22 protein-coding genes and 1 riboswitch are annotated in these 24,310 nt (G+C 70.2%); of the genes, 11 read left to right on the top strand and 11 right to left on the bottom strand.

Features of this window, described 5'->3' with window-relative positions:
- Nucleotide 1: 1 nt before the first annotated feature.
- On the bottom strand, nucleotides 2–466 hold the full coding sequence (soxR, locus tag ACE11G_RS12330) for a redox-sensitive transcriptional activator SoxR (protein ID WP_375002350.1): 465 nt from the start codon (nucleotides 464–466) through the stop codon (nucleotides 2–4).
- Nucleotides 467–541: 75 nt separating this feature from the next.
- Between soxR and ACE11G_RS12325 the strand changes: the two genes are divergently transcribed.
- Nucleotides 542–2,464, top strand: coding sequence for an ABC transporter ATP-binding protein (locus ACE11G_RS12325; protein ID WP_375002348.1), 1,923 nt, complete (start codon nucleotides 542–544; stop codon nucleotides 2,462–2,464).
- Here the strand turns inward: ACE11G_RS12325 and ACE11G_RS12320 are convergent.
- Genes ACE11G_RS12320 through ACE11G_RS12310 form a run of 3 tightly spaced genes read right to left on the bottom strand, consistent with a single transcriptional unit; the run spans nucleotide 2,461 to nucleotide 5,481 of the window.
- The gene (locus ACE11G_RS12320; RefSeq protein ID WP_375002346.1) at nucleotides 2,461–3,108 is read right to left on the bottom strand and encodes a hypothetical protein; all 648 of its coding nucleotides are present in this window, start codon (nucleotides 3,106–3,108) and stop codon (nucleotides 2,461–2,463) included. The two genes, ACE11G_RS12325 and ACE11G_RS12320, sit on opposite strands and share 4 nt — an antisense overlap.
- On the bottom strand, nucleotides 3,105–4,664 hold the full coding sequence (locus tag ACE11G_RS12315; protein ID WP_062367055.1) for a phospho-sugar mutase: 1,560 nt from the start codon (nucleotides 4,662–4,664) through the stop codon (nucleotides 3,105–3,107). Before ACE11G_RS12315 ends, ACE11G_RS12320 begins: the two co-directional genes overlap by 4 nt.
- Before the next feature lie 4 nt (nucleotides 4,665–4,668).
- Nucleotides 4,669–5,481, bottom strand: a complete 813-nt coding sequence (locus ACE11G_RS12310; protein WP_062367053.1) for a purine-nucleoside phosphorylase — start codon at nucleotides 5,479–5,481, stop codon at nucleotides 4,669–4,671.
- Between the two features lie 65 nt (nucleotides 5,482–5,546).
- Here ACE11G_RS12310 and ACE11G_RS12305 point away from each other — a divergent pair, with 65 nt between their 5' ends.
- Together ACE11G_RS12305 and ACE11G_RS12300 are read left to right on the top strand one after the other, a co-directional pair.
- Nucleotides 5,547–6,242 (top strand): enoyl-CoA hydratase/isomerase family protein, encoded by a 696-nt coding sequence (locus tag ACE11G_RS12305; protein WP_278126739.1) that lies wholly within the window; start codon nucleotides 5,547–5,549, stop codon nucleotides 6,240–6,242.
- Nucleotides 6,239–7,417: an amidohydrolase gene (locus tag ACE11G_RS12300; protein ID WP_039867450.1), complete on the top strand. Its 1,179-nt coding sequence runs from the start codon at nucleotides 6,239–6,241 to the stop codon at nucleotides 7,415–7,417. Before ACE11G_RS12305 ends, ACE11G_RS12300 begins: the two co-directional genes overlap by 4 nt.
- Nucleotides 7,418–7,490: 73 nt before the next feature.
- Here ACE11G_RS12300 and ACE11G_RS12295 read toward each other — a convergent pair whose 3' ends face one another.
- Nucleotides 7,491–7,982, bottom strand: a complete 492-nt coding sequence (locus ACE11G_RS12295; RefSeq protein ID WP_006896521.1) for a gamma-glutamylcyclotransferase — start codon at nucleotides 7,980–7,982, stop codon at nucleotides 7,491–7,493.
- A 121-nt stretch (nucleotides 7,983–8,103) separates the two neighbouring features.
- Here ACE11G_RS12295 and ACE11G_RS12290 point away from each other — a divergent pair, with 121 nt between their 5' ends.
- Nucleotides 8,104–9,507, top strand: coding sequence for an NAD(P)H-quinone dehydrogenase (locus ACE11G_RS12290; RefSeq protein ID WP_006896520.1), 1,404 nt, complete (start codon nucleotides 8,104–8,106; stop codon nucleotides 9,505–9,507).
- Complete coding sequence (locus ACE11G_RS12285) at nucleotides 9,504–10,922, top strand: MFS transporter (RefSeq protein ID WP_375002341.1); 1,419 nt, start codon at nucleotides 9,504–9,506, stop codon at nucleotides 10,920–10,922. The genes ACE11G_RS12290 and ACE11G_RS12285 overlap by 4 nt, the downstream gene beginning before the upstream one ends.
- Here the strand turns inward: ACE11G_RS12285 and ACE11G_RS12280 are convergent.
- The 3 genes from ACE11G_RS12280 to glpK are packed head-to-tail and all read right to left on the bottom strand — an operon-like array spanning nucleotide 10,891 to nucleotide 13,316.
- Nucleotides 10,891–11,376, bottom strand: coding sequence for an SRPBCC domain-containing protein (locus tag ACE11G_RS12280; RefSeq protein WP_346075812.1), 486 nt, complete (start codon nucleotides 11,374–11,376; stop codon nucleotides 10,891–10,893). The genes ACE11G_RS12285 and ACE11G_RS12280 overlap by 32 nt on opposite strands.
- 9 nt (nucleotides 11,377–11,385) lie before the next feature.
- Nucleotides 11,386–11,769: a helix-turn-helix transcriptional regulator gene (locus ACE11G_RS12275; RefSeq protein WP_006896517.1), complete on the bottom strand. Its 384-nt coding sequence runs from the start codon at nucleotides 11,767–11,769 to the stop codon at nucleotides 11,386–11,388.
- Between the two features lie 38 nt (nucleotides 11,770–11,807).
- Nucleotides 11,808–13,316, bottom strand: coding sequence for a glycerol kinase GlpK (gene glpK / locus ACE11G_RS12270; protein ID WP_082781277.1), 1,509 nt, complete (start codon nucleotides 13,314–13,316; stop codon nucleotides 11,808–11,810).
- A gap of 51 nt (nucleotides 13,317–13,367) precedes the next feature.
- Between glpK and ACE11G_RS12265 the strand changes: the two genes are divergently transcribed.
- Nucleotides 13,368–15,110, top strand: coding sequence for a glycerol-3-phosphate dehydrogenase/oxidase (locus ACE11G_RS12265; protein ID WP_062367050.1), 1,743 nt, complete (start codon nucleotides 13,368–13,370; stop codon nucleotides 15,108–15,110).
- Nucleotides 15,111–15,189: 79 nt separating this feature from the next.
- Nucleotides 15,190–15,612: a pyridoxamine 5'-phosphate oxidase family protein gene (locus ACE11G_RS12260; protein WP_045539388.1), complete on the top strand. Its 423-nt coding sequence runs from the start codon at nucleotides 15,190–15,192 to the stop codon at nucleotides 15,610–15,612.
- A gap of 6 nt (nucleotides 15,613–15,618) precedes the next feature.
- On the opposite strand, the gene ACE11G_RS12255 is transcribed toward ACE11G_RS12260, so the two are convergent.
- The 3 genes from ACE11G_RS12255 to ACE11G_RS12245 form a co-directional block, all read right to left on the bottom strand.
- Nucleotides 15,619–16,122, bottom strand: coding sequence for a nuclear transport factor 2 family protein (locus ACE11G_RS12255; protein ID WP_045539390.1), 504 nt, complete (start codon nucleotides 16,120–16,122; stop codon nucleotides 15,619–15,621).
- A gap of 83 nt (nucleotides 16,123–16,205) precedes the next feature.
- Nucleotides 16,206–16,991, bottom strand: a complete 786-nt coding sequence (locus ACE11G_RS12250; RefSeq protein ID WP_375002337.1) for a DNA-formamidopyrimidine glycosylase family protein — start codon at nucleotides 16,989–16,991, stop codon at nucleotides 16,206–16,208.
- 2 nt (nucleotides 16,992–16,993) lie between these two features.
- Nucleotides 16,994–21,640 (bottom strand): ATP-dependent helicase, encoded by a 4,647-nt coding sequence (locus ACE11G_RS12245; RefSeq protein ID WP_062367046.1) that lies wholly within the window; start codon nucleotides 21,638–21,640, stop codon nucleotides 16,994–16,996.
- A gap of 53 nt (nucleotides 21,641–21,693) precedes the next feature.
- Nucleotides 21,694–21,841: riboswitch (cobalamin riboswitch) on the top strand.
- Between the two features lie 41 nt (nucleotides 21,842–21,882).
- On the opposite strand from ACE11G_RS12245, the gene ACE11G_RS12240 reads away from it, so the two are divergent.
- From ACE11G_RS12240 to ACE11G_RS12225, 4 genes are read left to right on the top strand one after another with little or no spacing between them, the layout of a single operon-like run.
- Entirely contained in the window at nucleotides 21,883–22,104 is a 222-nt protein-coding gene (locus ACE11G_RS12240; protein WP_006896510.1) for a CbtB-domain containing protein, read from the top strand.
- 20 nt (nucleotides 22,105–22,124) lie between these two features.
- Nucleotides 22,125–22,931: a CbtA family protein gene (locus tag ACE11G_RS12235; RefSeq protein ID WP_006896509.1), complete on the top strand. Its 807-nt coding sequence runs from the start codon at nucleotides 22,125–22,127 to the stop codon at nucleotides 22,929–22,931.
- Between the two features lie 5 nt (nucleotides 22,932–22,936).
- Entirely contained in the window at nucleotides 22,937–23,428 is a 492-nt protein-coding gene (locus tag ACE11G_RS12230) for a histidine phosphatase family protein (RefSeq protein ID WP_006896508.1), read from the top strand.
- A gap of 24 nt (nucleotides 23,429–23,452) precedes the next feature.
- The gene (locus ACE11G_RS12225) at nucleotides 23,453–24,259 is read left to right on the top strand and encodes a hypothetical protein (protein WP_375002334.1); all 807 of its coding nucleotides are present in this window, start codon (nucleotides 23,453–23,455) and stop codon (nucleotides 24,257–24,259) included.
- The last annotated feature ends 51 nt before the right edge of the window (nucleotides 24,260–24,310 follow it).

Raw genomic sequence — 24,310 nt, 5'->3', positions numbered from 1 at the left:
ATCATCCCCGGGTCGCCGGCGGCAGTCGCCGCGGCCCCGGCCCCTGTTCGCCCAGGACATCCCCCGGATTGACGTACGGACACTCGGTGAGCGACAGACAGCCGCAGCCGATGCAGTCGGCCAGATCGTCTCGCAGGGCCACCAGACCGGCGATGCGGCGGTCGAGGTCGGCCCGCCAGTCCTGAGCCAGCCGTGCCCAGTCCTGCCTGGTCGGCGGCTTCTCATGCGGGAGTGCGTCCAGTGCGGCCTTGATGCGGGCGAGTGGAATGCCGAGTGTCTGCGAGGCGCGGATGAAGGCGACCAGCCGCAGCGTGTCTCTGCGGTACTCCCGCCTGTTTCCGGGGGTGCGGCGGCTGGTGATTAGCCCGATCTGCTCGTAGTAGTGCAGCGTCGAGACGGCGACCCCCGCACGGTCTGCGACCTGTCCCGGTCTGAGCCACGCTCCGCGCGGCGAACTCTCGGCCATCGGCTCTTTCCTTGACATCAAGTGCACTTGATGAAGTGCACTGTAAGACATGAGCACCGAACGGGGCGATCTGCGATGAGCATGGAATCGGTCGCATGGGACGTCATGTACAAGTCGATGCACGCCGCCGACGCGAAATCGGCGCGGGCGGACCGGCGGGCGACACTGCGCCGGATCAGCGGTTTCGCGCGCCCGCACCGGCGGCGCATCATAACCTTCCTCCTGCTTTCGGTGGTGACCGCGGTGCTCACCGTCGTCACGCCACTCCTTGCCGGCCGGGTGGTCAACCTCATCGGATCCGGAGGCTCGGCCGCCGGTCAGGAGATCGTGGTGCTGGCGCTGTTGATCGCGGCGATCGCCGTCGCGGAGGCTGCGGCCTCCATCGGTACGCGGTGGCTGTCGTCGAACATCGGTGAGGGGCTGATCCTGGACCTGCGCCGAGCCGTGTTCGACCACGTCCAGCAGATGCCGGTCGCGTTCTTCACCCGAACCCGGACGGGTGCGCTCGTGAGCCGGCTCAACAACGACGTGATCGGCGCGCAGCGCGCCTTCAGTGACACCCTCTCGGGGGTGGTGTCGAATGTGGTGACCCTGCTGCTGACCCTGGGCGTGATGGTCGCGATCAGCTGGCAGATCACCGTGCTCGCCCTCATCCTGCTCCCGGTGTTCGTGGTGCCGGCGCGACGCATGGGCAGCCGGATGGCGGGGCTCGCGCGGGAGAGCGCGGATCACAACGCGCGGATGTCGACGCAGATGACCGAGCGCTTCTCCGCTCCGGGCGCCACGCTCGTGAAGCTCTTCGGGCGCCCGGAGATCGAATCGAAGGAGTTCGGCGACCGCGCCGACGCCGTTCGAGACATCGGAGTCCGCCAGGCGATGCTGCAGAGTTACTTCTACACCGCGCTGATGCTCGTCTCGGCACTCGCTCTGGCTCTGGTCTACGGTCTCGGCGGTTGGCTGGCGGTGCATCAGCATCTGTCCGCCGGAGCGGTGGTCTCACTGGCTCTGCTGCTCACCCGCATGTATGCGCCGCTGACCGCGCTGGCCAATGCGCGCGTGGAGGTGATGAGCGCGCTCGTCAGTTTCGAGCGGGTCTTCGAGGTGCTCGATCTGCGGCCGCTGATCGTGGACCGCCCCGGGGCCGAGACCGTACCCGACGCCGCGGACGGCGTCACGGTCCGATTCGAGAACGTCTCATTCGGGTACCCGTCCGCGGACAAGGTGTCCCTGGCCTCGCTGGAGGATGTGGCGCAACTGGACTCCCGCACCGGCGGCACGGTCCTGCACGAGGTCGTCTTCGAGGTCCCCGCCGGCTCGATGGTCGCTCTCGTCGGGAGTTCGGGCGCGGGCAAGTCGACGGTCGCGTCGCTGGCCACCCGGCTCTACGACGTCGATGAGGGCGGCATCTCGCTCAACGGTGTGGACCTCCGCGACCTGCGGTCGGATGCGATCCACCGCACCGTCGGCCTGGTCACGCAGGACGGGCACCTCTTCCACGACACCGTCGGCGCCAATCTGCGGCTGGCCCGGCCGGACGCCTCCGACGACGAACTCTGGGAGGCGTTGGCGCGGGCGCGTCTGGACGATCTGGTCCGCTCGCTGCCCAACGGTTTGGACACGGTGGTCGGCGAACGCGGCTACCGCCTCTCGGGCGGCGAACGCCAGCGGCTGACCATCGCGCGGCTGCTGCTCGCCCGACCGTCGGTGGTGATCCTCGACGAGGCCACCGCGCACCTGGACTCGACGTCGGAGGCCGCCGTCTCGGCGGCCCTCGCGGAGGCGCTGACGGGGCGGACGTCGCTGGTCATCGCCCACCGGCTCTCCACGGTCCGGGCGGCCGACGAGATCATCGTGCTCGAATCAGGCCGGGTGGTCGAGCGCGGCGACCACCGATCGCTGCTGGAACGCGGCGGCCGCTACGCCGAGCTCTACCGGACGCAGTTCGCGACCGGTCCGACTCCGAGCACCACGACCGCGAGCGGAGGAGCGGGCCGCTAATCCACCCAGCTGGAGACCATCGGCTCCACGGTGAGCGTCGAGCCGTTCTCCCGGATCGTCAGCGAGCTGGGGGAGACCACGTAGTCGACGCTGCCGTTGGTCGCGACGAAGGTGTCGCCGCTGCGGGTCGGATACCCCACCTCGACCGTGTCACCGTCGGCCTCGCCCTTGTAGTAGTAGCGGCCGGTCTGTGTGCCCACCTGGCAGATGACGACGCGAGAGCGCTCGGTGTATCCGACGAACACCGCGTCGTCCTCCGAGGCGTTGCAGCGCGGCCCGGACAGGAAGCCCTGGCGGTCGGCGCCGGGGACGGTGACCGGACCTGAGCCCGGCGCGGTGGTCGGGATCGTCGGCGCGGTGGTGGTGGGCTGCGCGGTGACGGTGGGCGGCGTCGGAGTGCCGGTCGCGGTATGAGTGACGGTCGTCGGTGGACTCGACGACGAGACCGGGGCCGCGGTGTCCGACTTCCTCCCCTGCGAGTACAGGACGGCGGCGGCGATCCCGCCGATCAGCAGCACCACGCCGGCGATGATCGCGACCAGCACCGCCGGCGACGACCAGGGCGACTGGTTGCGGGGTGGCTGAGGACCGGTCGGGGGCCCGCCCTGCGAATACCCCGGATCCGGATACTGCGGATAGCTCATCGTCGGATCTCCTCCCCGCGACGACCGGCCGGAAGCTCGGCCAGGACGTCGTCCAACAGCTGCGACAGCTCGTGGTGCACGGTGCTGACGCTACCGTCCGCGACCGGCGCGCTCAGCTGTCCGTAGTACTTGAGTTTCGGTTCGGTTCCGCTCGGACGGGCGAAGACGCGCAGAGCGACGCCGTCCGGCCGCCGACCGGTCAGCTCCACGCCGTCGGTTCGCAGGCCGTCGGTGCGTTCGGCGTAGTCGGCGGCCGTCACCGGGATGCCGGCGAGCGCCGCCGGCGGCGCGGTGCGCAGACCGGCCATGATCGCAGCGATCTCGGACGGATCGTCGAGCCGGAGCGACCGCGGTGCCGTCACGTGCACGCCGTTCTCAGCGTGCAGCGCGCCGAGTGCCGCGGCCAGCCCGCCGCGCCCGATCCAGGACGACGCGAGGAAGGCGGCGGCCACCGCCGCGCTGATTCCGTCCTTATCGCGGACGGCAGCCGGGTCGACGCAGTGCCCGAGCGCCTCCTCGTAGGCGTAGACGAGCGGTTCGCCCGCCCGAACGAGCCATTTGAACCCGGTGAGGGTGCGGCGGGCGTCGGCGCCGCGACGCAGCGCCGCGGCGTGCAGCAGCGTGCCGGAGACGATCGAGCTGGCGACCACCGGGCGGTCGCCGTGCGGCACCGCCGACTCGGCGACGGCGTCGAGGACCCAGGTGCCCAGCAGCGCCCCCGTCTCGTCGCCGGTGAGCATGCGCCAGCGGTCGCCGTCGCGGATGCCTACCGCGCAGCGATCGGCGTCCGGGTCGAGCGCGACCGCGAGATCGGCGTCCACGTCGTCGGCCAGTGCCAGCAGCAGGTCGGTGGCGCCGGGTTCCTCGGGGTTCGGGAAAGCGACCGTGGGGAAGTCCGGATCGGGAGCGAACTGCTCGCCGACCACGTGCACGTCGGAGAATCCGCAGCGGGCGAGCGCCTCCACCGCGAGGTCGCCGCCGACGCCGTGCAACGGTGTCAACGCGATCCGCAGGGGCCGCGCAATCGCCCCCTCGAAGCGTGCGCAGATCCGCGCCAGGTAGTCGGCGCGCGCGGCGCGGGCTCGTCGGTCCGGAGCCACCGGTCTCCGGGGAATCGTCTCCGCCGGTCCGGTCGCGGCGATCGCGGCCTCGATCTCCCGATCGGCGGGGCCCACCAACTGGGCGCCCGGGCACGGCGGATCGCCCAGGTACACCTTGTAGCCGTTGTCACGCGGCGGATTGTGTGAGGCGGTGATCATCACGCCGGCGGCGGCGCCGTGCACGCGGGTCGCGAAGGCCGTCACCGGCGTCGGCGCCGGGCCGGGCAGCGCGATCACGTCGAATCCCCTCGCGGCCAGGACCTCGCGCGTCGCCGCGGCGAACTCCTCCGAGCCGTGGCGGGCGTCGCGGCCCACGACGACGGGCGCTCCGGCGTGTCCGCGCGCGATCAGCCAGTCGGCCAGGCCCGCCGTCGCGCGGGTCACCGTGGCGACGTTCATCCCGTCGGGCCCGGGCGCCACGGGGCCCCGCAGACCGGCGGTTCCGAAGGTCAGCATCGGCTCACCGTTCGGCGAGCGCGCCGATGACCGCGCCGAGCAGCCGGCCCATCCGCTCGGCCGACTCGCGGCCCACGGCCAGGACCTCCGCGTGGTCGAGCGGCTCCCCGGTGATTCCCGCCGCGAGATTGGTGACCAGCGACAGTCCGAGGACGTCGAGGCCGGCCGCCCGGGCCGCGATCGTCTCGTGCACGGTGGACATCCCCACCAGGTCGGCCCCCATCACGCCGAGCATGCGGATCTCGGCGGGCGTCTCGTACTGGGGACCGGGCAGTCCCGCGTATACGCCTTCGGCCAGTTCGGGGTCGACGCGGCGGGCCGCCGCACGCAGCGCCGGGCTGTAGGCGTCGACCATGTTCACGAAGTGCGCGCCCTCCAACGGGGACCGGCCGGTGAGGTTGATCTGGTCGGCGATGAGCACGGGTCGGCCCACCTCGAGTCCGGGACGGATGCCGCCCGCCGCGTTCGTCAGGACGACGGTGTGCGCGCCGGCGGCGGCCGCGGTCCGTACCGGGTGCACCACGCGCGCCAGGGCATGGCCCTCGTAGGCGTGGATCCGGCCGAGCAGGACGAGCACGCGGGTTTCGCCGAGCTGAATCGACTCGACGGTGCCCGCGTGTCCCCGCGCGGACGGGGTCCCGAAGCCGGGGATGTCAGCCATCGGCAGTCGCGCGACCGGCGTGCCGAGCGCCGCCGCAGCCGGTGCCCACCCGGATCCCAGGACGACGGCCACGTCGTGGCGGGGACAGTCGGTAGCGGTGGCGATGACGGCGGCCGCGGCGGCTGCCGCGGCGTCATGATCGACGGTTGGATCCATGAGGCAACCGTAGTGTCTCACCCGTGCCTGCTCCTGCCGAGGTGTGCGGCGATAAGGTTTCTGCCATGCCGTACTTGACTCTCACCGAAGACGCCGCCGAGTTGTACCTGGGTACCGAGGGCATGGAACTGGACGAGGCGAATCCGGAGAACCGCTTCGGCCGTGAGTGGATGGCCCGGGTGTCGGAGCTGACCGATGAGGCCGTCGCCGCGAAGAAGCCGCTCATCATCAGCGCCACCGGCAAGTTCTTCACCAACGGCCTCGACACCGATTACATCTTCTCCGGTGCGGAGCCGCTGCCGGCGTATCTCGATGCCGTCCACGCCCTGTACGCGAAGGTGGTGACGGCCGCGACGCCGACGATCGCGGCGATCAACGGCCACGCGTTCGGCGCCGGAGCGATGCTCGCCCTCTGCGCCGACTACCGCATCATGCGCTCCGACCGCGGGTTCTGGTCGCTGCCGGAGGCGGCGCTGAACATGCCCTTCCCGCGCGGGATGGCGGGTCTGCTGCGCACGCGTGTTCCCGATGCGACCCTCACCGAGGCGATGCTGACCTCCCGCCGCTACGGTGCCGCCGACGCCGTCGCCGGCGGGATCGTCGACGAGGCGGTCGAGGCCGACCGCCTGCTCGACCGCGCCCGCGAGGTCGCCCGCGAGCGCGCGTCCTTCGCCGGCGACAACCTCGGTGCCGTCAAGCGCGCGCTGCGACTGCCGCTGTTGGAGGACCTCACCGCCCCGACCCCGGCGACACTGCTGTGAGTTCTCCCGTGATCGACGCCTGGCTCGCATCGAATCTCGGCCGCGTGGTGGCGTGGCGCCGGGAGATCCACGCCGAACCCGAGCTGTCGATGGCCGAGTTCGCGACCACGGCGAAGGTTGTGCAGATCCTGAGCGATGCGGGCCTGTCCCCGAAGATCCTGCCGAAGGGCACCGGGGTGGTCTGCGATCTGGGGCCGGCCGACAAGCCGCGCATCGGGCTGCGCGCCGACCTGGACGGGCTGCCGATCCCGGAGCAGACCGGACTTCCGTTCACCTCGCGGGTGGAGGGTGTCTCGCATTCCTGCGGGCACGACGCGCACGCGGCCATTCTGCTCGGCACCGGGCTGCTGCTGTCCGAGTTCGCCGAGACCGGCGGCGAACTGCCGTTCGGGGTCCGGCTCCTGTTCCAGGCGGCCGAGGAGGTGATGCCCGGCGGTGCGCTCGACGCGATCGACGCGGGAGTCACCGACGGGCTCACCAGGATCTTCGCGCTGCACTGCGATCCGCACCTGGCGGCCGGAACGGTCGGTCTGCGCGCGGGTGCGCTGACCTCCGCGGCCGATCGTGTGGAAGTGCATCTGCGCGGGCCCGGCGGGCACACCTCGCGTCCGCATCTGACCGCCGACCTCGTGTACGCGATGGGCACCGTCATCACCGGGCTCCCCGGACTGCTGTCGCGCCGGGTGGACCCGCGCTCGGGCACCGTGATGGCATGGGGTGCCGCGCATTCCGGTGACGCCCCCAACGCGATCCCGCAGGAGGGGCGCTTGCGCGGAACGGTCCGGACCGGCGACCGCGACGTGTGGCAGGACCTCGAGCCGCTGGTGCGGAGCATCATCGGCGAACTGGTGTCGCCGCTGGGAGTCACCTACGACTTGACCTATGTGCGCGGTGTTCCGCCGGTGGTCAACGACCCGCACAGTGTCGCGATGCTGCGCCGCAGCGTGGAGGCCATCGGTCCGGCGGCAGCGGTCGACACGCCGCAGTCGCCCGGCGGCGAGGACTTCGCGTGGTACCTGGAGTCGGTGCCCGGCGCCATGGCCAGGCTCGGAGTGTGGACCGGCGTCGGCCAGCAGTGCGATCTGCACCAGCCGAACTTCGACATCGATGAGCGCGCGCTCGGCGTGGGCGTCGCGACGCTCGCGGGAGTCGTGCTCTCCGGAGAGCTGGACTGAGCGGCCGAAGTATTTTGGCTCCCGCAACGGCCTCTCAGACCGCTCCGGGAGCCAAAATTTTTCCCGACCGCGGTCAGCCTTCGTTGTCCATCGGCTCCGCGGGCCCGGGACCCACGTTGCGCGCCTCGTGCAGGCGCAGCCGCTCGACGTAGTCCGCGGGCGCGCCGGCGATCTCGGCCGCATCGGCCATCACGCCGAGATACCGCGCGGACGGCAGACCGCCCTCGTAGCCGTCGATGACGTACAGCCACGCCAGTACCGGTCCGTCGGCGGTGTCGACTCGCGCGCGGATCTTGCGGTGCACGCCGAGTTCGGTGCCCTCCCAGCGGTCGAGGTTCTTCTCGTCCTCTGCGGTGACGTCGTAGAGCACCACGAATACGCGCGCGTCGGGATTGTCGCGGTCCTCGGTCACGGTGGCGAGCGAACCCTCCCAACCGATGTCGTCGCCCGCGAAGGTCAGCCGCCAGCCGTTGAGCCATCCGGTCGAGGCCATCGGCGAGTGCGGAGCCCGCTCCAGCATCTGGGCAGGGTCCATGTTCGACGCGTAGGCGGCATAGATCGGCACGTCGCCAGCCTATTCGGTCGGTGGCCGATGAGGGAACACCGGCCGGTCCGGGCGGCGCGCGCAGCAGCCAGGGGATAAGTTTGTTCACGGAGTCCAGAGTCGTGTCTAAGGAGTGTGCACAGTGGCGAAGATCGTGATCATCGGTGGTGGGCCGGCCGGCTACGAGGCGGCCCTGACCGGTGCGGCCTACGGCGCGGAGATCACGGTCATCGATTCGGATGGGATCGGCGGCGCGTGCGTGCTGTGGGACTGCGTTCCGTCGAAGACGTTCATCGCGTCCACCGGAATCCGCACCGAGGTGCGCCGTGCCGTGGACCTCGGCATCAACATCGCCACCGACCAGGCGATGGTGACCCTGCCGCAGATCCACCAGCGGGTGAAGGATCTGGCCTTCGCGCAGTCGGCCGACATCCGTTCGCGTCTCATCAGCGAGGGCGTGACGATCGTCAATGGAACCGCACGGCTCGGTCGGACGGGAACCGGAATCGGAGCGCACGAAGTGGTGGCGACGCTCGCCGACGGCACCACCGAGACCTACGAGAGCGACGTGGTGCTCATCGCCACCGGGGCGTCGCCGCGGATCCTGCCGACGGCGCAGCCGGACGGGGAGCGGATTCTCAACTGGCGCCAGCTCTACGACCTGGCCGAGCTGCCCGAGCATCTGGTGATCGTCGGATCGGGTGTCACCGGCGCCGAGTTCGCTCACGCGTACACCGAGCTGGGCGTGAAGGTGACGCTGGTGTCGAGCCGGGACCGCGTGCTTCCGCACGAGGACGAGGATGCCGCGCGCGTCCTGGAGGAGGCCTTCTCCGAGCGCGGAGTGACCCTCATCAAGTACGCGCGCGCCGACCGGGTGACGCGCGATGAGGACTCCGCCACCGTGCACCTCGCGGACGGCAAGGAGGTGACGGGCACCCACGTGCTGATGACGGTCGGTTCGGTCCCCAACACCGGTTCGCTGAACCTGGAGGAGGCGGGCGTGGTGACCGATCGGGGCGGGTACATCACCGTCGACCGGGTCTCCCGCACATCGGCGCCCGGCGTGTACGCCGCCGGCGACTGCACGGGGGTGCTGCCGCTCGCCTCGGTGGCCGCCATGCAGGGACGCATCGCCATGTACCACGCGCTCGGCGAGGGCGTGAGCCCGATCCGGCTCAAGACGGTGGCGTCGGCCATCTTCACCCGGCCCGAGATCGCCAACGTCGGTGTCTCGCAGAAGGCCATCGACGCGGGGGAGTACCCGGCGCGCACCGTGATGCTGCCGCTGTCGACCAATCCGCGCGCCAAGATGAGCGGTCTGCGCCGCGGCTTCGTCAAGATCTTCTGCCGCCCGGCGACCGGCGTGGTGATCGGCGGCGTGGTGGTCGCGCCCAACGCTTCGGAGCTGATTCTGCCGATCGCGATCGCCGTGGAGAACAAGTTGCAGGTCTCGGAGATCGCACAGACGTTCTCGGTGTACCCGTCCCTGTCGGGATCGATCACCGAGGCCGCCCGCCAGCTCGTCCGGCACGACGATCTGGATTGAGCACCTGGCGGGAACTGCTGGGGCGCGACAACCGCGCGCCGATGGTGGTGATGGCGGGCGGCGTGGCGCTGTTCGCGATCAACGTCTACCTGACCACCTCGCTGCTGCCCAGTGCGGTCGCCGACATCGGCGGTCAGGACCTGTACGCCTGGACGATGACCGTCTTCCTGGTGGTCTCGGTGATCTCGTCGATGTTGGTGAGCCGCTGGCTGGCCGGGCTCGGGGCCAGGCGGTCGTACGTGTGGGCCTTCGCGCTGTTCGCTGCGGGCACGGTGGTCGCCGGCGCGTCGCCGACCATGACCGTGATGCTGGTGGGCCGGGCCCTGCAGGGATTCGGGGCCGGTCTCCTCGGCGGCCTGGGCTTCGCGGTGGTGCGGTTGGTGCTGGCTCCTCATCTGTGGCAGCGGTCCATCGCCCTGATGTCGGCGATGTGGGGAGTCGGCAACTTCGTCGGACCCGTGGTCGGCGGATTCTTCGCCCAGATCCACTTCTGGCGTGGGGCATTCGGCCTGCTCACCCTCCTGGCGCTGGCGCTGATCGCGATGACGCTTCGGGCGCTTCCCGCACGGCGCACATCCGGTGAACCGGCCGCCGCGGTTCCGTGGATGTCGCTGGCGTTGCTGACGACGGCGGTCGGAGCGATCAGCGTGGCCTCGCTGGTGCACGGGATCGCGACGTGGACGCTGCTGGCCTTCGCCGTGCTGGCGGGCCTGGGCTTCGTGGGCTGGGAGCGGCGGGCGAGTTCCCGAGTGCTGCCGGAGACGACCTATCGGGGCCGGTCGCCGCTGCGATGGATCTACCTGGCGATCCTGGTTCTCGCCGCGGTGTCGACGGTGGAGACCTTCCTGCCGCTGTTCGGGCAGCGGATCGGCGGGCTCGGGCCGCTCGCCGCCGGTTTCCTCGGAGCGGCACTGTCCTGGGGATGGACGGTCGCCTCGATCTCCGCGAGCGGAATCGAGAGCGAGCGCGGGCGGCGAGCGGTCCGGATCTGCGGTCCGCTCCTGCTGGGGCCGGGGCTGATCCTGTACGGCCTGCTGCAGATGCGCGACCCCTCGCCCGGCGTGATCGTGGCGTGGTACGCGGTGCTGTTCGTCGGCGGCTGCGGCATCGGCATGGCGATGGCGCACTGGTTCACCGCGGGTCTGCGGGTCACCGATGACGAAGCGGAGGCCGCCCAGGCGTCGGCGGGACTGAACACCAGCCAGCTGATCGCGAACGCCTGCGGCTCGGCGCTGGCGGGTCTGCTGGTGGCTCTGGGCGGCCCCGACATCGTGGGATCGGCCAGGGTCCTCAGCTTCGGTTTCGCCGCGTTGGCCTTCTGCGGCATCGCGGTCGCGCTGCGGGAGTTCGCCGTCGACCGCCGCATGCGCGAGCCCGATTCGCCTACGCGGCGAGGAGGTCGTCGATCTGGTTGATCGCCGCCGAGGCTCCCTCGATGATGCCCATCTCCAAGACCTTCTGGAGGTTCTCGGCGCTCTCGTAGGTGGAGGTGAAGACAGCGCGCGTGCCGCTGTCGGTGGCCTCGAAGACGTAGCGGTTCTGCGACACCGGCATGCCGTCGAGCGGCTTGAGTTCGGCATCGGCGAAACCGTCCTCGAAGGTGAACGACGACATCGGGTCGATTGTCTCGAAGCGCCACCAGCCCCCGAACTTCTCACCTTCGGGACTGGTCATGTAGTAGGTGGCGCGTCCGCCGGGAGTGAAGTCGTGCTCGACGAAGGTCGCCGGGTACTCGGGCGGTCCCCACACCTTCTCGAGTCGGCGCGGGTTCTCGTACACCTCCCAGACGCGCTCCACAGGCGCGGCGAATTCGGCGGTGATGGTCAGGGTGAGAGCGTCCGTGTCGGTCTGGACGTCGATGACAGGCATGGCTGGTCCTCAGGGTCGATGGTCTCGTGGGATGTCAGAGGGATCGGTGGTGTCGGTCGTCGGGGCCGGGGATGCGGCGAGCAAGTCGTCGACGCGGGCGATGCGGCCCCGCCAGATCTGTTCGATGTCGGAGAGCATCGCCGACACCGAGCGCACAGCGTTCACGTCGCCGGACGCCATCTGCTGGCGGCCCGCACGGCGTTTCACCAGCAGACCGGCCCGTTCGAGGACGGCGACGTGCTTCTGTACCGCGGCGAAGCTCATGTCGTACTTCTCCGCCAACGCGGTGACCGAGTGCTCGCCGGCCAGCACCCGCCGGAGGATGTCCCGCCGTGTGCGGTCGGAGAGGGCGTGGAACAGCGCGTCAGCGCGGTCCTCGTCGTCCTCGGTCACCTCTCAAACATACAACTAATCGGTTGTATGTCAATGGCTCATGCCAGATCGAAACTGTGCGTCACCGCGCGGTTCCAGCCCTCGAAAAGCCGTGTGCGGTCGGACTCCGACATCCGCGGTTCCCACCGCCCGCCGCGCGCCCAGTTGTCGCGGATCTCATCGGTGCTCGACCAATAGCCGACGGCGAGGCCGGCCGCGTATGCGGCGCCCAGCGCGGTGGTCTCGTTCACCACCGGCCGCACCACGGGGACATCCAGGATGTCCGACTGGAACTGCATCAACAGCTCGTTGACGACCATGCCGCCGTCCACCTTCAGCGTCTGCAGGTGCACGCCCGAGTCGGCCTGCATCGCCTCGATCACCTCGCGCGTCTGGTACGCGGAGGCCTCCAGGACGGCGCGTGCGATGTGCGTGCGGTCGGCGAACCGCGTGAGCCCGACGATCACGCCGCGCGCATCCGGTCGCCAGCGGGGCGCGAACAGCCCGGAGAACGCCGGGACGAAGTAGACGCCCCCGTTGTCGTCGGCTCGGCGGGCCAACTCCTCCACCTGGGCGGCCGTGTCGATGATCCCGAGGTTGTCGCGCAGCCATTGGACCAGGGAGCCGGTGACCGCGATCGATCCCTCCAGCGCATAGCGTGCCGGCTCATCGCCCAGTCGATAGCAGACGGTGCTCAGCAGGCCGTGTTTGCTGAGCACTGCCTCGGTGCCGGTGTTGAGCAGCAGGAAGTTGCCGGTGCCGTAGGTGTTCTTCGCCTCGCCGGGTTCCAGGCAGGCCTGGCCGAACATCGCGGCCTGCTGGTCGCCCAGGATGCCGCCCAGCGGCACATCTGGGAGGGAGCCCGAGGTCCGCAGGCTCCCGATCACACCGGAGCTCGACCGGATCTCGGGAAGCATCGACATCGGGATGCGCAGGTCCGCGCAGATCTCCGGATCCCATTGCAGCGTATGCAGATCCATCAGCATGGTGCGGGACGCATTCGTCACGTCGGTGACGTGCAGCCCGCCGTCGACGCCGCCGGTCATGTTCCACGCCAGCCAGCTGTCCATCGTTCCGAACAGCAGGTCGCCGGCCTCGGCGCGATCGCGGGCGCCCTCGACGTTGTCGAGGATCCACGCGACCTTCGGCCCGGCGAAGTACGTCGACAGCGGCAGCCCGGTCCGCTCGCGATAGCGGTCGACGCCGTGCTCGCCCGCGAGTTCCTCGCACAGCGCATCGGTGCGGGTGTCCTGCCAGACGATCGCGTTGTGGATCGGAGTGCCGGTGTGCCGATCCCAGACGACGGTGGTCTCCCGCTGATTGGTGATCCCGCATGCCGCGATGTTCCCCGGATGCAGCTGCGCCGCCGCCAGCGCGGCGGCGGCCACGCGACGGGTGTTGCGCCAGATCTCCATCGGGTCGTGCTCCACCCAGCCGGCGCGGGGAAAGATCTGTCTGTGCTCCACCTGCTCGCTCATCATCACAGACCCCTTGCGGTCGAAGATCATCGCCCGGGTGGACGTGGTTCCCTGATCGATTGCGGCGACGTACTGAGCATCCGATTTCACGCCGTCAAGTCTGGCATGACGGCCGGTTACCCTCGGGTAGTCTTGCGAAATATGGAGAGCGAGTTCAATCCGGATCGGCCCGCCGACCTCAGCCCCGCCTATCGCGACGAGGCCTGGCGCAGACTGGGCTCTGAACAGTTCGACATCGTGGTCGTCGGCGGCGGAGTGGTCGGCGTCGGCGCGGCGCTCGACGCGGCCACTCGCGGTCTTCGCGTGGCGCTCGTGGAGGCCCGCGACATCGCGTCCGGCACCTCGAGCCGCTCGTCGAAGATGTTCCACGGCGGGCTCCGCTACCTGGAGCAGTTCGAGTTCGGTCTGGTGCGGGAGGCGCTGCGTGAACGCGAGCTGTCGCTGCGTCTGCTCGCTCCGCACCTGGTGAAGCCGCTGCCCTTCCTCGCTCCGCTCACGCGCCGCTTCTGGGAGCGCCCGTACATGGCCGCCGGACTGTTCCTCTACGACCGGATGGGCGGCGCCAAATCGGTTCCGGGACAACGGCACGTGTCGCGGTCGGGTGCGCTGCGCGTGGCGCCGAGCCTCAAGCGCGATTCGCTGATCGGCGGCATCCGGTACTACGACACGGTCGTCGACGACGCCCGTCACAGCCTCACCCTCGCCCGCACCGCGTCGCAGTACGGTGCGGTGATCCGGACCTCGACGCAGGCCGTCGGCTTCCTCACCGAGTCCGACCGGGTGATGGGCGTGAAGGTCCGCGATTCGGAGACGGGGGAGACCACCGAGGTGCGCGGACACTGCGTCATCAACGCGGCCGGGGTGTGGACCGACGAGGTGCAGGCACTCTCGAAGCAGCGCGGTCACTTCAAGGTGCGTGCGTCCAAGGGAGTGCACATCGTGGTCCCGCGCGACCGGATCGTCTCGGAGACTGCGATCATCCTGCGGACGGCCAGTTCGGTGCTCTTCGTGATCCCCTGGGAGACGCACTGGATCATCGGCACCACCGACACCGACTGGAACCTCGACCTCGCGCATCCCGCCGCCACGCGTAAAGACATCGACTACCTCCTCGACCGGGTGAACCAGGAACTGGTGACCCCGCTGACGCACGACGACATCGAAGGCGTGTACGCCGGGCTGCGGCCGCTGCTCGCCGGTGAGGACGACGAGACCTCCAAACTCTCCCGCGAGCATGCGGTGGCCGTCGTCGCACCCGGCCTGGTGTCGATCGCGGGCGGCAAGTACACCACCTACCGGGTGATGGGGGCCGACGCCGTGGACGCCTGCAACGATTACATCCCCACCCGTGTCGCACCGTCGATCACCGAGCGGGTGCCGCTGGTGGGGGCCGACGGCTACTTCGCACTGATCAACCAGTGCGAGCACCTGGGGCAGCGGTTCGGCCTGCATCCCTACCGGATCCGGCGGCTGCTGAACCGCTACGGCTCACTGCTCGACGACGTGCTGTACTACGCCGACGCCGACGAGTCGCTGCTGCAGCCGCTGCAGGCGGCACCGCAGTACCTGCGGGTCGAGATCGTCTACGCGGTGTGGGCCGAGGGCGCACTCCACCTGGAGGACGTGCTCGCCCGTCGCACGCGGATCGCGATCGAGTACAGCCACCGCGGGGTCGACTGCGCGCAGGAGGTGGCCGAGTTGATCGCCCCGGTCCTGGGATGGGACGAGACGAGGGTCGCCACCGAGGTCGCGACGTACAAGGCGCGGGTGGACGCCGAGATCGCCTCGCAGCGCCAGCCCGACGACGCCTCCGCCGATGCGCTGCGCGCCGCGGCACCGGAGGCGCGCCGCGAGATCCTCGAACCGGTTCCCGTTCCGGACTAGCGGCGAATCCGACTCACGTCGCCCGGCTCACAGACCAAGTGCCCTGTACAGCCCGGGCGGTCTGGGCCAGACTGGGGCCATGAGTACGCAGCCGGTGGAGAACCTGAGCAACGAACAGTCGTGGGAACTGCTGGAGGGCAGCGTCCTCGGCAGGCTGGCGGTCTGCGTCGACGGGCAGCCGGACGTCTTCCCGGTGAACATCTACGTGTCGAACGGCAAGATCCTGTTCCGGACCGCGGAGGGCACGAAGCTGGCCGAGCTCGCCGTCAACGACCGAGCAGTGATCGAGGTGGACGCCTTCACCAGCCGGATCGGCTGGAGCGTGGTGGCCAAGGGGCGCGCCCGCATCCTCCGAGACTCCGCGGAGATCGAAGCGGCCGACCAGACCCCGCTCAACCCCTGGATTCCCACGGTGCGGACGACGTACGTGGAGATCGCCGTGGAGGAGATCACCGGCAGGCGGTTCGTCTTCGGGCCCGAGCCCGACCACGAGATCCGCTGATCCGGTTCACCCGGCCGACTCTGCGGCGAAGGCGCCCTCGGTGATGATCGCCCCGGCGTCGAGTGGGCGTGTCACCGACCAGGTCTCGGTGAAGACGCACTTCGACATCTTCCATTCGCCGTTCTCGACGACGTACTCGTCGTCGTATTCGCCGGTGGCGATCGTCTCGGTACGGTCCGACAGGTTGAGCTGTCGGAATCGCAGCGTCCACCGGCCGATCGCAGACGACTCACCGGTGAGCCGGATCTCCGGGTGCATCCCGTGGTGCATGTCGAGGATGGCGTGGCGACCGTCCACCTTGTGCAGTGCCACCTGAGTGAAGATCCGCGCCATCGGCTCGACGTCGTCGAACGCGCCGAGGCGGCCGTAATCGATCCGGGCGCCGGAGGCGATGAAGGCGTCACGGAATCCGCGGGGATCCTTGGCGTCGCAGGCGCGCCAATAGCGGTACTTGAGTTCCTTGATCGCTTCGATCTTCTCGAGTGCGGCCACGCGCTGTTCGATGTCCATTCGTCCTCCTGACGTCGCGGTGCGGGTCGACGCCTGGGGCCGACCGGTCTTGCGCCCGACCCTAGGGGTTCGGCGCATCCGCGTCACCGTGTCTGACATCGCGGACACACATAGATGCTGCGCTCGGCCGGCGGCTCGCCCAGCATCCCGCGTTCGACGGCGGTACCGCATCTGCGGCACGGGCGGCGGTCGCGGCCGTACACCCACAGTTCCCGGCCGCGGCCGGTGGCGCCCGTGGTGACGCGGGCGACGCGCAGCCGGTTGGCCGTCAACAACCGGTGCGCGAGGTCCACCAGTGGCGGCAGGTCGACCGCGGCCGTCGGTGTGGCCGGGTGCACGCGCCGCATGAAGCAGAGTTCGCTGCGATACACGTTGCCGACACCCGCCAGATTGCGCTGGTCGAGGAGAGCGATGCCGATCGGGGTATCGGGGGCGGTGGCCAGATTCTCGACGGCGCGAGCCGCATCCCAATCGTCGCCGAGCAGGTCCGGGCCGAGATGGGCGACCGCGGGGCCGGGATCGGCGAGCAGTTCCAGGACGCCGAGATCGAAGCCGACGGCCTCGATGTCTCCGGCACGCAGCACCACTCGTGCGGTGTGCCACGGCCTGCGCCACTTCGCACCGATGGCGTGCACGTCCCACAGGCCCTCCATCATCAGATGCGAGTGGATCGAGACCGGGGTGCCCGAGGGACGCCGCAGATCGATGAACAAGTGCTTTCCCGCCGACCGCACGGACTCGACGCGCGCACCGGACAGGTCGGTGGTGGCGTAGCGAGGTACTCGGAAGTCGCTGTCGCTCAGGGTTTTTCCGACGAGCGCGGTGCGGAGGCGGTGCGCCGCACGGAACACGGTGTCGCCTTCGGGCACCGCTACCGGCTCCTCGGGTCGTAGTTCATCCGCAGCCCCCGGGGCGTGGTCGCGAAGCCGGAGGCGACCAGTCGGTCACCCAGCGGTGTGCGGCGTACCGGCTCGCCGTCGACCTGATCGATGTGGATGCGCGGCACCGCCCCGGTGGTGACCGCGTGCGACAGCGCCGCCGCGGCCGCCTCGAGGATCTCGGTCTCGGCGGTGAAGGTGAGCACCGTCTTTCCGCCGCGCTCGATGAACACCGCGGCGCGTCCGCCCACCAGGATCACGACCGCTCCCGGCTTCCGGCCGGGCCGATGCCCCGATTCGACGGCTCGCTCGGGCCAGTCGAGGGCCGCACCGTACGGATTCGCCGGATCGGTGGCCGCGAGCACCACCGCCGCGCACCGTTCCTGGCGTGCGACGACAGCCGACTCGCGCAGGATGTCGACGGTGTGACCGGCGGCGAACTGCGCGCCTCCCAGCCCGTCGATGTAGTACCCGCGCCGCACCTGGCCGTTGTCCTCGAAGACGCCGAGCGCCTTGTAGATTCGCGCGAACCCGCCCTCGGTCGATTCGGCGGTCACGGCTCCCTTCGTCACCACGCCGTAGCGGTCGAGAAGCACCTCGCAGGTGGCAGCGGCAGCGGTGGTCGGATCGACGGCGATGCGACGGATCACCGACCACCGCCCCCCGACCGTGGGCGGCGTGGCTGCCGCACCCGCAGCACCCGCCAGATACTGCGACGACAGCCGCGCGGCGCGCAGACGCGGCGGCCGACCGCGAGTCCGGTGGGCGGAGGTGGCCGACGATCGTGCGCTGCGCGGCGGGTTCAGCGCGGCGCGGACCACCGAGAACGAGTCGTTCGTGATGAGCCCGGCCCAGACGAGATCCCACAGCAGGTCCGGCAGTTCACCGTCGGGGATCGCGTGCTCTGCGTTGTTCAGCGCGTCGGACAGCTCGCGGAAGCGCAGGGCCCCGCCCCGGTCGAGAGCGGTCCGGACCGCGTCCTGCGCGGGAGTCAGTTCGGTGTCCTCGGCGGGCCGGAGGGTGAGTGCGGCGGCGTCGGCCAGATGCAGGGCCACCCAGCCGTCGGCCCCGCCGATGCCCCCGTGTCCGGACCAGATCACCTCGCCGGAGGCGGTCAGCTCATCGAGCATCGACGGCCGGTAGTCCTCCACCCGGGCCGGCAGCACCAGCGTCTCCCACGCCGACGCCGGTATCGGCTGTCCGGCGAGTTGCTCGACGACGGCCGCGACGCCGGCGGCGCCGCGCAGCCGTGACTTCCCGGTGACGTGCTGCCAGCCGAGCAGGAATCGGTTGTACGCCTCGGCGCTGACCGGCTCCACTTCGGCGCGCCCGGCCGCCAGCGATCCGCGGCGGAGCTGGGTGAGGACGTCGGAATGGCACCACTGGCTCGGGGTGCGCCCGGTCTGCGGTTCGGGCGGGAGCGGAATGAACTCGCCCTCGATCACCGTTCGTCGCGCCGCGAGCTCTTCAAGGGTCCGGGTCACCACCGCGGGCGCCATGCCGAGAGCTTCCGCGACATCGGCGGTGGTGAACGGTCCGTGGGTGCGGGCGTAACGGTGCACCAGGTCGGCCAGGGGATCGGCGACAGGCTGGAGGTAGGCGGCGGGGACGCCCAGCGGGAGCGGTATGCCGAGGCCGTCGCGGAGGCGCGCTGCGTCGTCGACCGAGGCCAGAGCGGTCGCGCCGCGGAAGGGCACCTCGATCAGGCGGCCGTCGGCGACGAGTCGCTCGAGCACCTCGTCGAGCGGAACGGCGAGTGGGTCGTCGCCCCGGTAGCGTTCGGCGATCTGTCCGGGTGTGCACGGTCCCAGCCATCGCAGCAGGTCCACCACATCTTGATCGTCGCGCGCCCGCCGTTCCGGAGCCGTCCGCTGGAGCCGTGCGACGACCTCCGTGATCACTGCGGGATCGAGCAACTCACGCAGGTCGACGCGGCCGAGGAGCTGGGCGAGCAACGCGGTGTCGAGGGACAGCGCGGTCGCCCGGCGTTCGGCGAGCGGGGCGTCGTCGTCATAGATGAACGAGCCGACGTAGCCGAGCAGCATCGAGGCCGCGAAGGGCGACGGCGTGGACGTCTCGACCTCGGTGATCCGGATCTTGCGCTGCATGATGCGGGTGAGGACGTCCACCAGCGAGGGCAGGTCGTAGACGTCGGAGAGGCATTCGCGGACCGTCTCGAGAATGATCGGGAAATCGCTGAAGCGCGACGCCACCGCCAGCAGCTGGGCGCTGCGCTGCCGCTGCTGCCACAGCGGGGCACGCTTTCCGGGATCACGGCGCGGAAGCAGCAGCGCCCGCCCGGCGCACTCGCGGAACCGCGACGCGAACAGTGACGAATCGGCCAGCGCGCGTGTGACGTCCGCTTCGATGTGCTCGGGGTCGAGGAGGAAGACGTCGGCCCCCGGCGGATCGTCATCGGTGTCGGGGAGGCGCACGATGATGCCGTCGTCGGTGGCAGTGGTGGCCCCGTCGATGCCGAGACGTGCCGAGAGCTGCGCGGCCACGGCACCGGCCCACGGTGCGTGGACCCGCAGGCCGTAGGGGGAGTGCAGCACCAGCCGCCAGTCGCCGAGCTCGTCGCGGAAGCGTTCCAGTACGAGGGTGCGGTCGGTCGGGAGCACGCCGGTGGCATCGCGCTGCTGGGCGATCAGCGCGGACAGGTTGCGCTCTGCATTGGCACTGAGCCCGAGTTCGGCGGCGAGTGCGGCGAGCTTCTCCTCATGGCCCGCGATCCCGATGAACTCACCGATCGCCGCACCGAGCTCGGCCGGACGACCGACGGCGTCGCCGATCCAGAACGGCAGCCTCCCCGGCATGCCGAACGCGGGCGAGACCAGCACCCGATCGTGTGTGATCTCCTCGATTCGCCAGCTCGACGCGCCGAGGGCGAACACGTCGCCGACCCGTGACTCGTAGACCATCTCCTCGTCGAGCTCTCCGACCCGGCGGGGTTGGCCGCTTTCTGCGCGGTCGGTCCCGCCCACGAGGAAGACGCCGAACAGCCCGCGGTCGGGGATGGTCCCGCCGGAGGTGACCGCCAGACGCAGGGTGCCGCGCCGGGCGGTGAGCCGCCCGGCTGCGCGGTCGTAGTCCACCCTCGGGCGCAGTTCGGCGAATTCGTCGGACGGATACCGGCCGGATATCAGATCGAGGACGGCGTCGTACACGTCGCGGGTGAGGGTCCGATACGGCATCGCGCGCCGGACGGTCGCGTACCAGTCGTCGACGTCGAGATCGTCGACGGCGGTCGCCGCGATGGTCTGCTGGGCGAGGATGTCGAGCGGGTTGGCCGGTACCGAGAGCGCCTCGATGCGGCCGGCGAGCATTCGCTGCGCCACCACCGTGCAGTGGATCAGGTCGGTGCGGTGCTTCGGAAACAGCACGCCGCGACTCACCTCGCCGACCCGGTGTCCGGCGCGGCCGATGCGCTGCAGCCCGGCCGCGACGGACGGCGGGGCCTCCACCTGGATCACGAGGTCGACGGCACCCATGTCGATGCCGAGTTCCAGTGAGCTCGTTGCGACCACGCACCGGAGCCTGCCGGATTTCAGATCGTCCTCGATCTGTGCACGCTGCTCTTTGCTCACCGAGCCGTGGTGGGCGCGGGCGAGGACGGCGGGCGCGCCCGCCGTGTCTCCACTGGCCGAGACGTAGGCGGGCATCCCGCCGGGCACTGTCGGGTTCGGTCGGTCCGGGTCGAACTCGATGCCCGCGCGTTCGGCGGCGATCTCGTTCAGCCGGGCGGTCAGACGTTCGGCGAGACGACGAGAGTTCGCGAAGACGATCGTCGAGCGATTCTCCTCGATGCGGTCGACGATCGCCGACTCCACGTGGGGCCAGAGGGAACCGGCGGTCGGGGAGAAGGCGTCGTCGAGATCGTCCGTCCCGGTGTCCGGCGGCGGGATGGCGGTCATGTCCTCCACCGGCACGTCCACGGAGAGGTCGAAGGTCTTCGCCGCAGGCGGCTTCACGACGGTGCAGTCGCCCTCGCCCGCCAGGAACTCGCCGACGAGTTCCTCGGGCCGCACGGTCGCTGACAGCCCGATGCGCTGCGCGGGCCGCTCGAGCAGCGCATCGAGCCGTTCGAGCGAGAGCGCCAGGTGCGTGCCCCGCTTGGTCGCTGCGACGGCGTGCACCTCGTCGACGATCACCGTCGTCACCGTGGCGAGGGTCTCGCGCACCGAGGAGGTCAGCATCAGGTAGAGCGATTCGGGCGTGGTGATCAGGATGTCGGGCGGATGGGTCTGCAGCCGTCGGCGGTCGGCCGCCGAGGTGTCCCCGGACCGGACTCCGACCGTGATCGACGGTGCGTCGAGTCCCATGATCTGCGCCGCGTGCGCGATGCCCACCAGTGGTGCCGACAGGTTCCGCTCCACGTCGACGGCGAGTGCCTTGAGCGGTGAGATGTAGAGGATCCGGACACCCGGAGCGGTGCCCGCACTGCCGCCGGTCGCGGCGTCGATCCGCTCGCGGTACAGCGAGTCGATGGCCCACAGGAAGGCTGCGAGGGTCTTGCCCGACCCGGTCGGAGCCACGACGAGGGTGTTCTCGCCGCGGGCGATCGCCGTCCACGCACCGGATTGGGCTCGGGTCGGCGCGCCGAACGCGTCGCTGAACCACCGCTGCGTGGCCGGATGCATGCTCCGAAGGATCTGACTGCCCGATGCCACACTCCCATTCAAGCGCACACCTGTGACACTCAGCGGATTGCGGCCGGCGGTACACTCAGCGGGCCGATGCGGTTAACCCGGTGCGAATCCGGGGCGGTCGCGCCACTGTGAGCGGTCCGCCGACGACGCCGTCGGACTGCGAGCCAGACAGTCGCATCGGTGTGAACAATGCCGACCCCGGGCGCGTGATCCGGGAGAACAGGACGTCGACGATGACCGCATCCACCGCAACGCAGGGCGTACGTTCCCTCGCCGTGCCGAACCTCTCCGCCGCGAGCGCGGCCCTCTGGCTCACCGCCACCGTGGCACTCGCGGCGCTCGCCTACTACTTCCTGGGATACGACCAGGGCGCGGTGTCGGTGTTCGGCAGCGACACCCATGTCCACGAGTTCGTGCACGACGCACGGCACTTCCTCGGCTTCCCCTGCCACTGAGCCGGGGAGACAACAGAACAATGGAGCGCAGATTCACCGGCGCAGGCGTGCTCGCAGGCCTGATCGCCGGACTGGTGTCGTTCGTCTATGCGCGGATCTTCATCGAACCGCAGGTGCGGCTGGCCATCGACTACGAGGAGGAGCGGTCGCACGCCGAGTCGATGCTGTCCGGCGAGCATGCACACGAGCACGAGATCTACAGCCGAACCGTCCAGGAGAACATCGGTGCGGGAGTCGGCACGGTCGTCTTCGCCGTCGCGATGGGCGCCCTGTTCGCCGTCGCGTTCACAGTTCTGTGGGCCTACGTGGGACGTCGGTGGCCGGCCGCGGACCCTCGGGCGGTCGCAGCGGGGCTGGGTGCCGTGGCCTTCGTGGCCGTGATCGGCGTCCCCTACTTCGTCTACCCGCCCAACCCGCCCGCGGTCGGCGAGGAGGACACCATCGGAGCGCGGTCGGGCGCCTACCTGACGCTGACGCTGGTGTCGGTGGCGCTGATGGTCGTCGCGGTGATCCTCGGCTGCCGGCTCGCGGACCGGATCGGCGGACTGTGGTCGGGTGTCACCTCCGCGGTGGTGTACCTGGTCGGTGTGACCATCACGGCCGCGCTTCTTCCCGAGTTCAAGGAGATCCCCGGTCCGGTGATGGACGGCGACCGGATCGTCGGCGCCGGATTCCCCGGACAGGTGGTGGCCGACTTCCGGGTGTACGCGATCGCGAACCAGGTACTTCTGTGGACGGTCCTGACCGTGGCGTTCGTCGCGCTGCTCGGCGTGATGATGCGCCGGTCCAAGACTTCCGACCGCACGCTCGCGGAGGTCGGCGCCTGACGTCGGTGCATCTGGTGGTCGCCGCGCGGACCGCACCCAACAGAGCGGTCCGGTTCGGCGGCGAGCACGACGATCTCGACTCGCGTGGCCGCCGGGATGCGGCGGCGCTCGCATCGCGGCTGCCCCGGGCCGGACGGGTGATCGCCGGACCCGAGAGATCGGTGACGCAGACCGCACGCCTGGCGTGCGGTCTGTTCGGCGTCGACCCGCGACTGGCGTCGCTCGACGTCGGCCGCTGGCGGTCGACCGCGCCGGAGTCGGTCGACCCGGCGCAGTTGGGCGCCTGGTTCGGCGATCCCCTGTGGTCGGGCCACGGCGGTGAGTCGGTCGGCGCGTTCGTGGGTCGGATTCGCGGCGTTCTCGCCGCGCTCGCCGCGGGTGGGCCGGCGACGCTCGTGGTCGCGGGCCCGGTCGCACAGGCCGTGCTCTGCGAGGACGCCGCGAGCTTCTTTGCGGCCGACGTGTGCCCGGGCGGGCTGTACACGGTCACGCTCTGACGTCGCGGAGCAGGTGCGACGTCGATGTCAGAGGGCCGTGCGACCATCGGCCGCATGGACGAGAGTTGGAGCGGCGACGGCGCGGACGCGCACCTGGTGATTCCGGCGGACTGCATCGCCTGGTGCCGGAACCAGCCCTACGCCGAGACGGTTCTCGAGGATGTCGTCGAAGTGGATCTCGACTGGTGGAACGAGCGCCTGGCTCAGTGCGAGATCCCGGCGCAGGTCAGCGGGCGCGATGCGGACGGAACGCAGGTGTGGAAGGGCACCGCGTACCTGCGTCGGGGCGATCTCGAGCCGGGTGTGCACGGAATGGGCCTCGGTGACGAACCGGAACTCGATCGCCTGTACATGTGTGCCGCCTGGCTGGCCGAGCACCCGCTGCGCGGCGGTGTCCGCCGATTCGTCGACGTCCGGTCCGGGCGGGATGCGGGCACGCCGTTCGCCGCGGTCGAGCGTGCGCTCGTCGCCTGCCGGCGCGCTCCGGCACTGATCGACGCCGCGGCGTATCGGGACTGGTCGGGATGGCCGGTCGCTCCTGGTGTGGGCCACGTCCTGATGTCCCTGTACTGCTGGGCGATCCACTCCGGGGCACCCGACCGTCCGCAACTGCTGGATGCTGCCAGCGCCGGCAGTCTCACGTGGAACGGCTGGCTTGTCGCGTCGTCGGTGTCGCACTACTCCGTCCGCAGATACGTGCGGTACAACTCCCTGCTTTACCGCTGGGCCGCGCAGGCGGGCGTGGCGCCGGAACTGGTCGAGATGTGGCTCAATCGGCAGTGGCACAGTCGCCTGGCCGAGGCCGCCGTACGGGACGGATCGGCGCTGTGACGAGCCGGTCGACTGAGGGCGTCGACCTACCGGGTCGGTGACACGATGCGC

It is taken from the genome of Gordonia sp. PS3 (assembly GCF_041950545.1).
Lineage (GTDB): Bacteria > Actinomycetota > Actinomycetes > Mycobacteriales > Mycobacteriaceae > Gordonia > Gordonia sihwensis.
Note: the sequence above shows the minus strand (reverse complement) of the source record. Positions and strands in the feature narration are given on the sequence as shown.

Coding starts and splice junctions, on each gene's coding strand:
- soxR (WP_375002350.1), bottom strand. CDS start 466: ATGGCCGAGAGTTCGCCGCGCGGAGCGTGGCTCAGACCGGGACAGGTC.
- ACE11G_RS12325 (WP_375002348.1), top strand. CDS start 542: ATGAGCATGGAATCGGTCGCATGGGACGTCATGTACAAGTCGATGCAC.
- ACE11G_RS12320 (WP_375002346.1), bottom strand. CDS start 3,108: ATGAGCTATCCGCAGTATCCGGATCCGGGGTATTCGCAGGGCGGGCCC.
- ACE11G_RS12315 (WP_062367055.1), bottom strand. CDS start 4,664: ATGCTGACCTTCGGAACCGCCGGTCTGCGGGGCCCCGTGGCGCCCGGG.
- ACE11G_RS12310 (WP_062367053.1), bottom strand. CDS start 5,481: ATGGATCCAACCGTCGATCATGACGCCGCGGCAGCCGCCGCGGCCGCC.
- ACE11G_RS12305 (WP_278126739.1), top strand. CDS start 5,547: ATGCCGTACTTGACTCTCACCGAAGACGCCGCCGAGTTGTACCTGGGT.
- ACE11G_RS12280 (WP_346075812.1), bottom strand. CDS start 11,376: ATGCCTGTCATCGACGTCCAGACCGACACGGACGCTCTCACCCTGACC.
- ACE11G_RS12265 (WP_062367050.1), top strand. CDS start 13,368: ATGGAGAGCGAGTTCAATCCGGATCGGCCCGCCGACCTCAGCCCCGCC.
- ACE11G_RS12260 (WP_045539388.1), top strand. CDS start 15,190: ATGAGTACGCAGCCGGTGGAGAACCTGAGCAACGAACAGTCGTGGGAA.
- ACE11G_RS12255 (WP_045539390.1), bottom strand. CDS start 16,122: ATGGACATCGAACAGCGCGTGGCCGCACTCGAGAAGATCGAAGCGATC.
- ACE11G_RS12245 (WP_062367046.1), bottom strand. CDS start 21,640: ATGCATCCGGCCACGCAGCGGTGGTTCAGCGACGCGTTCGGCGCGCCG.
- ACE11G_RS12240 (WP_006896510.1), top strand. CDS start 21,883: ATGACCGCATCCACCGCAACGCAGGGCGTACGTTCCCTCGCCGTGCCG.
- ACE11G_RS12235 (WP_006896509.1), top strand. CDS start 22,125: ATGGAGCGCAGATTCACCGGCGCAGGCGTGCTCGCAGGCCTGATCGCC.
- ACE11G_RS12225 (WP_375002334.1), top strand. CDS start 23,453: ATGTCAGAGGGCCGTGCGACCATCGGCCGCATGGACGAGAGTTGGAGC.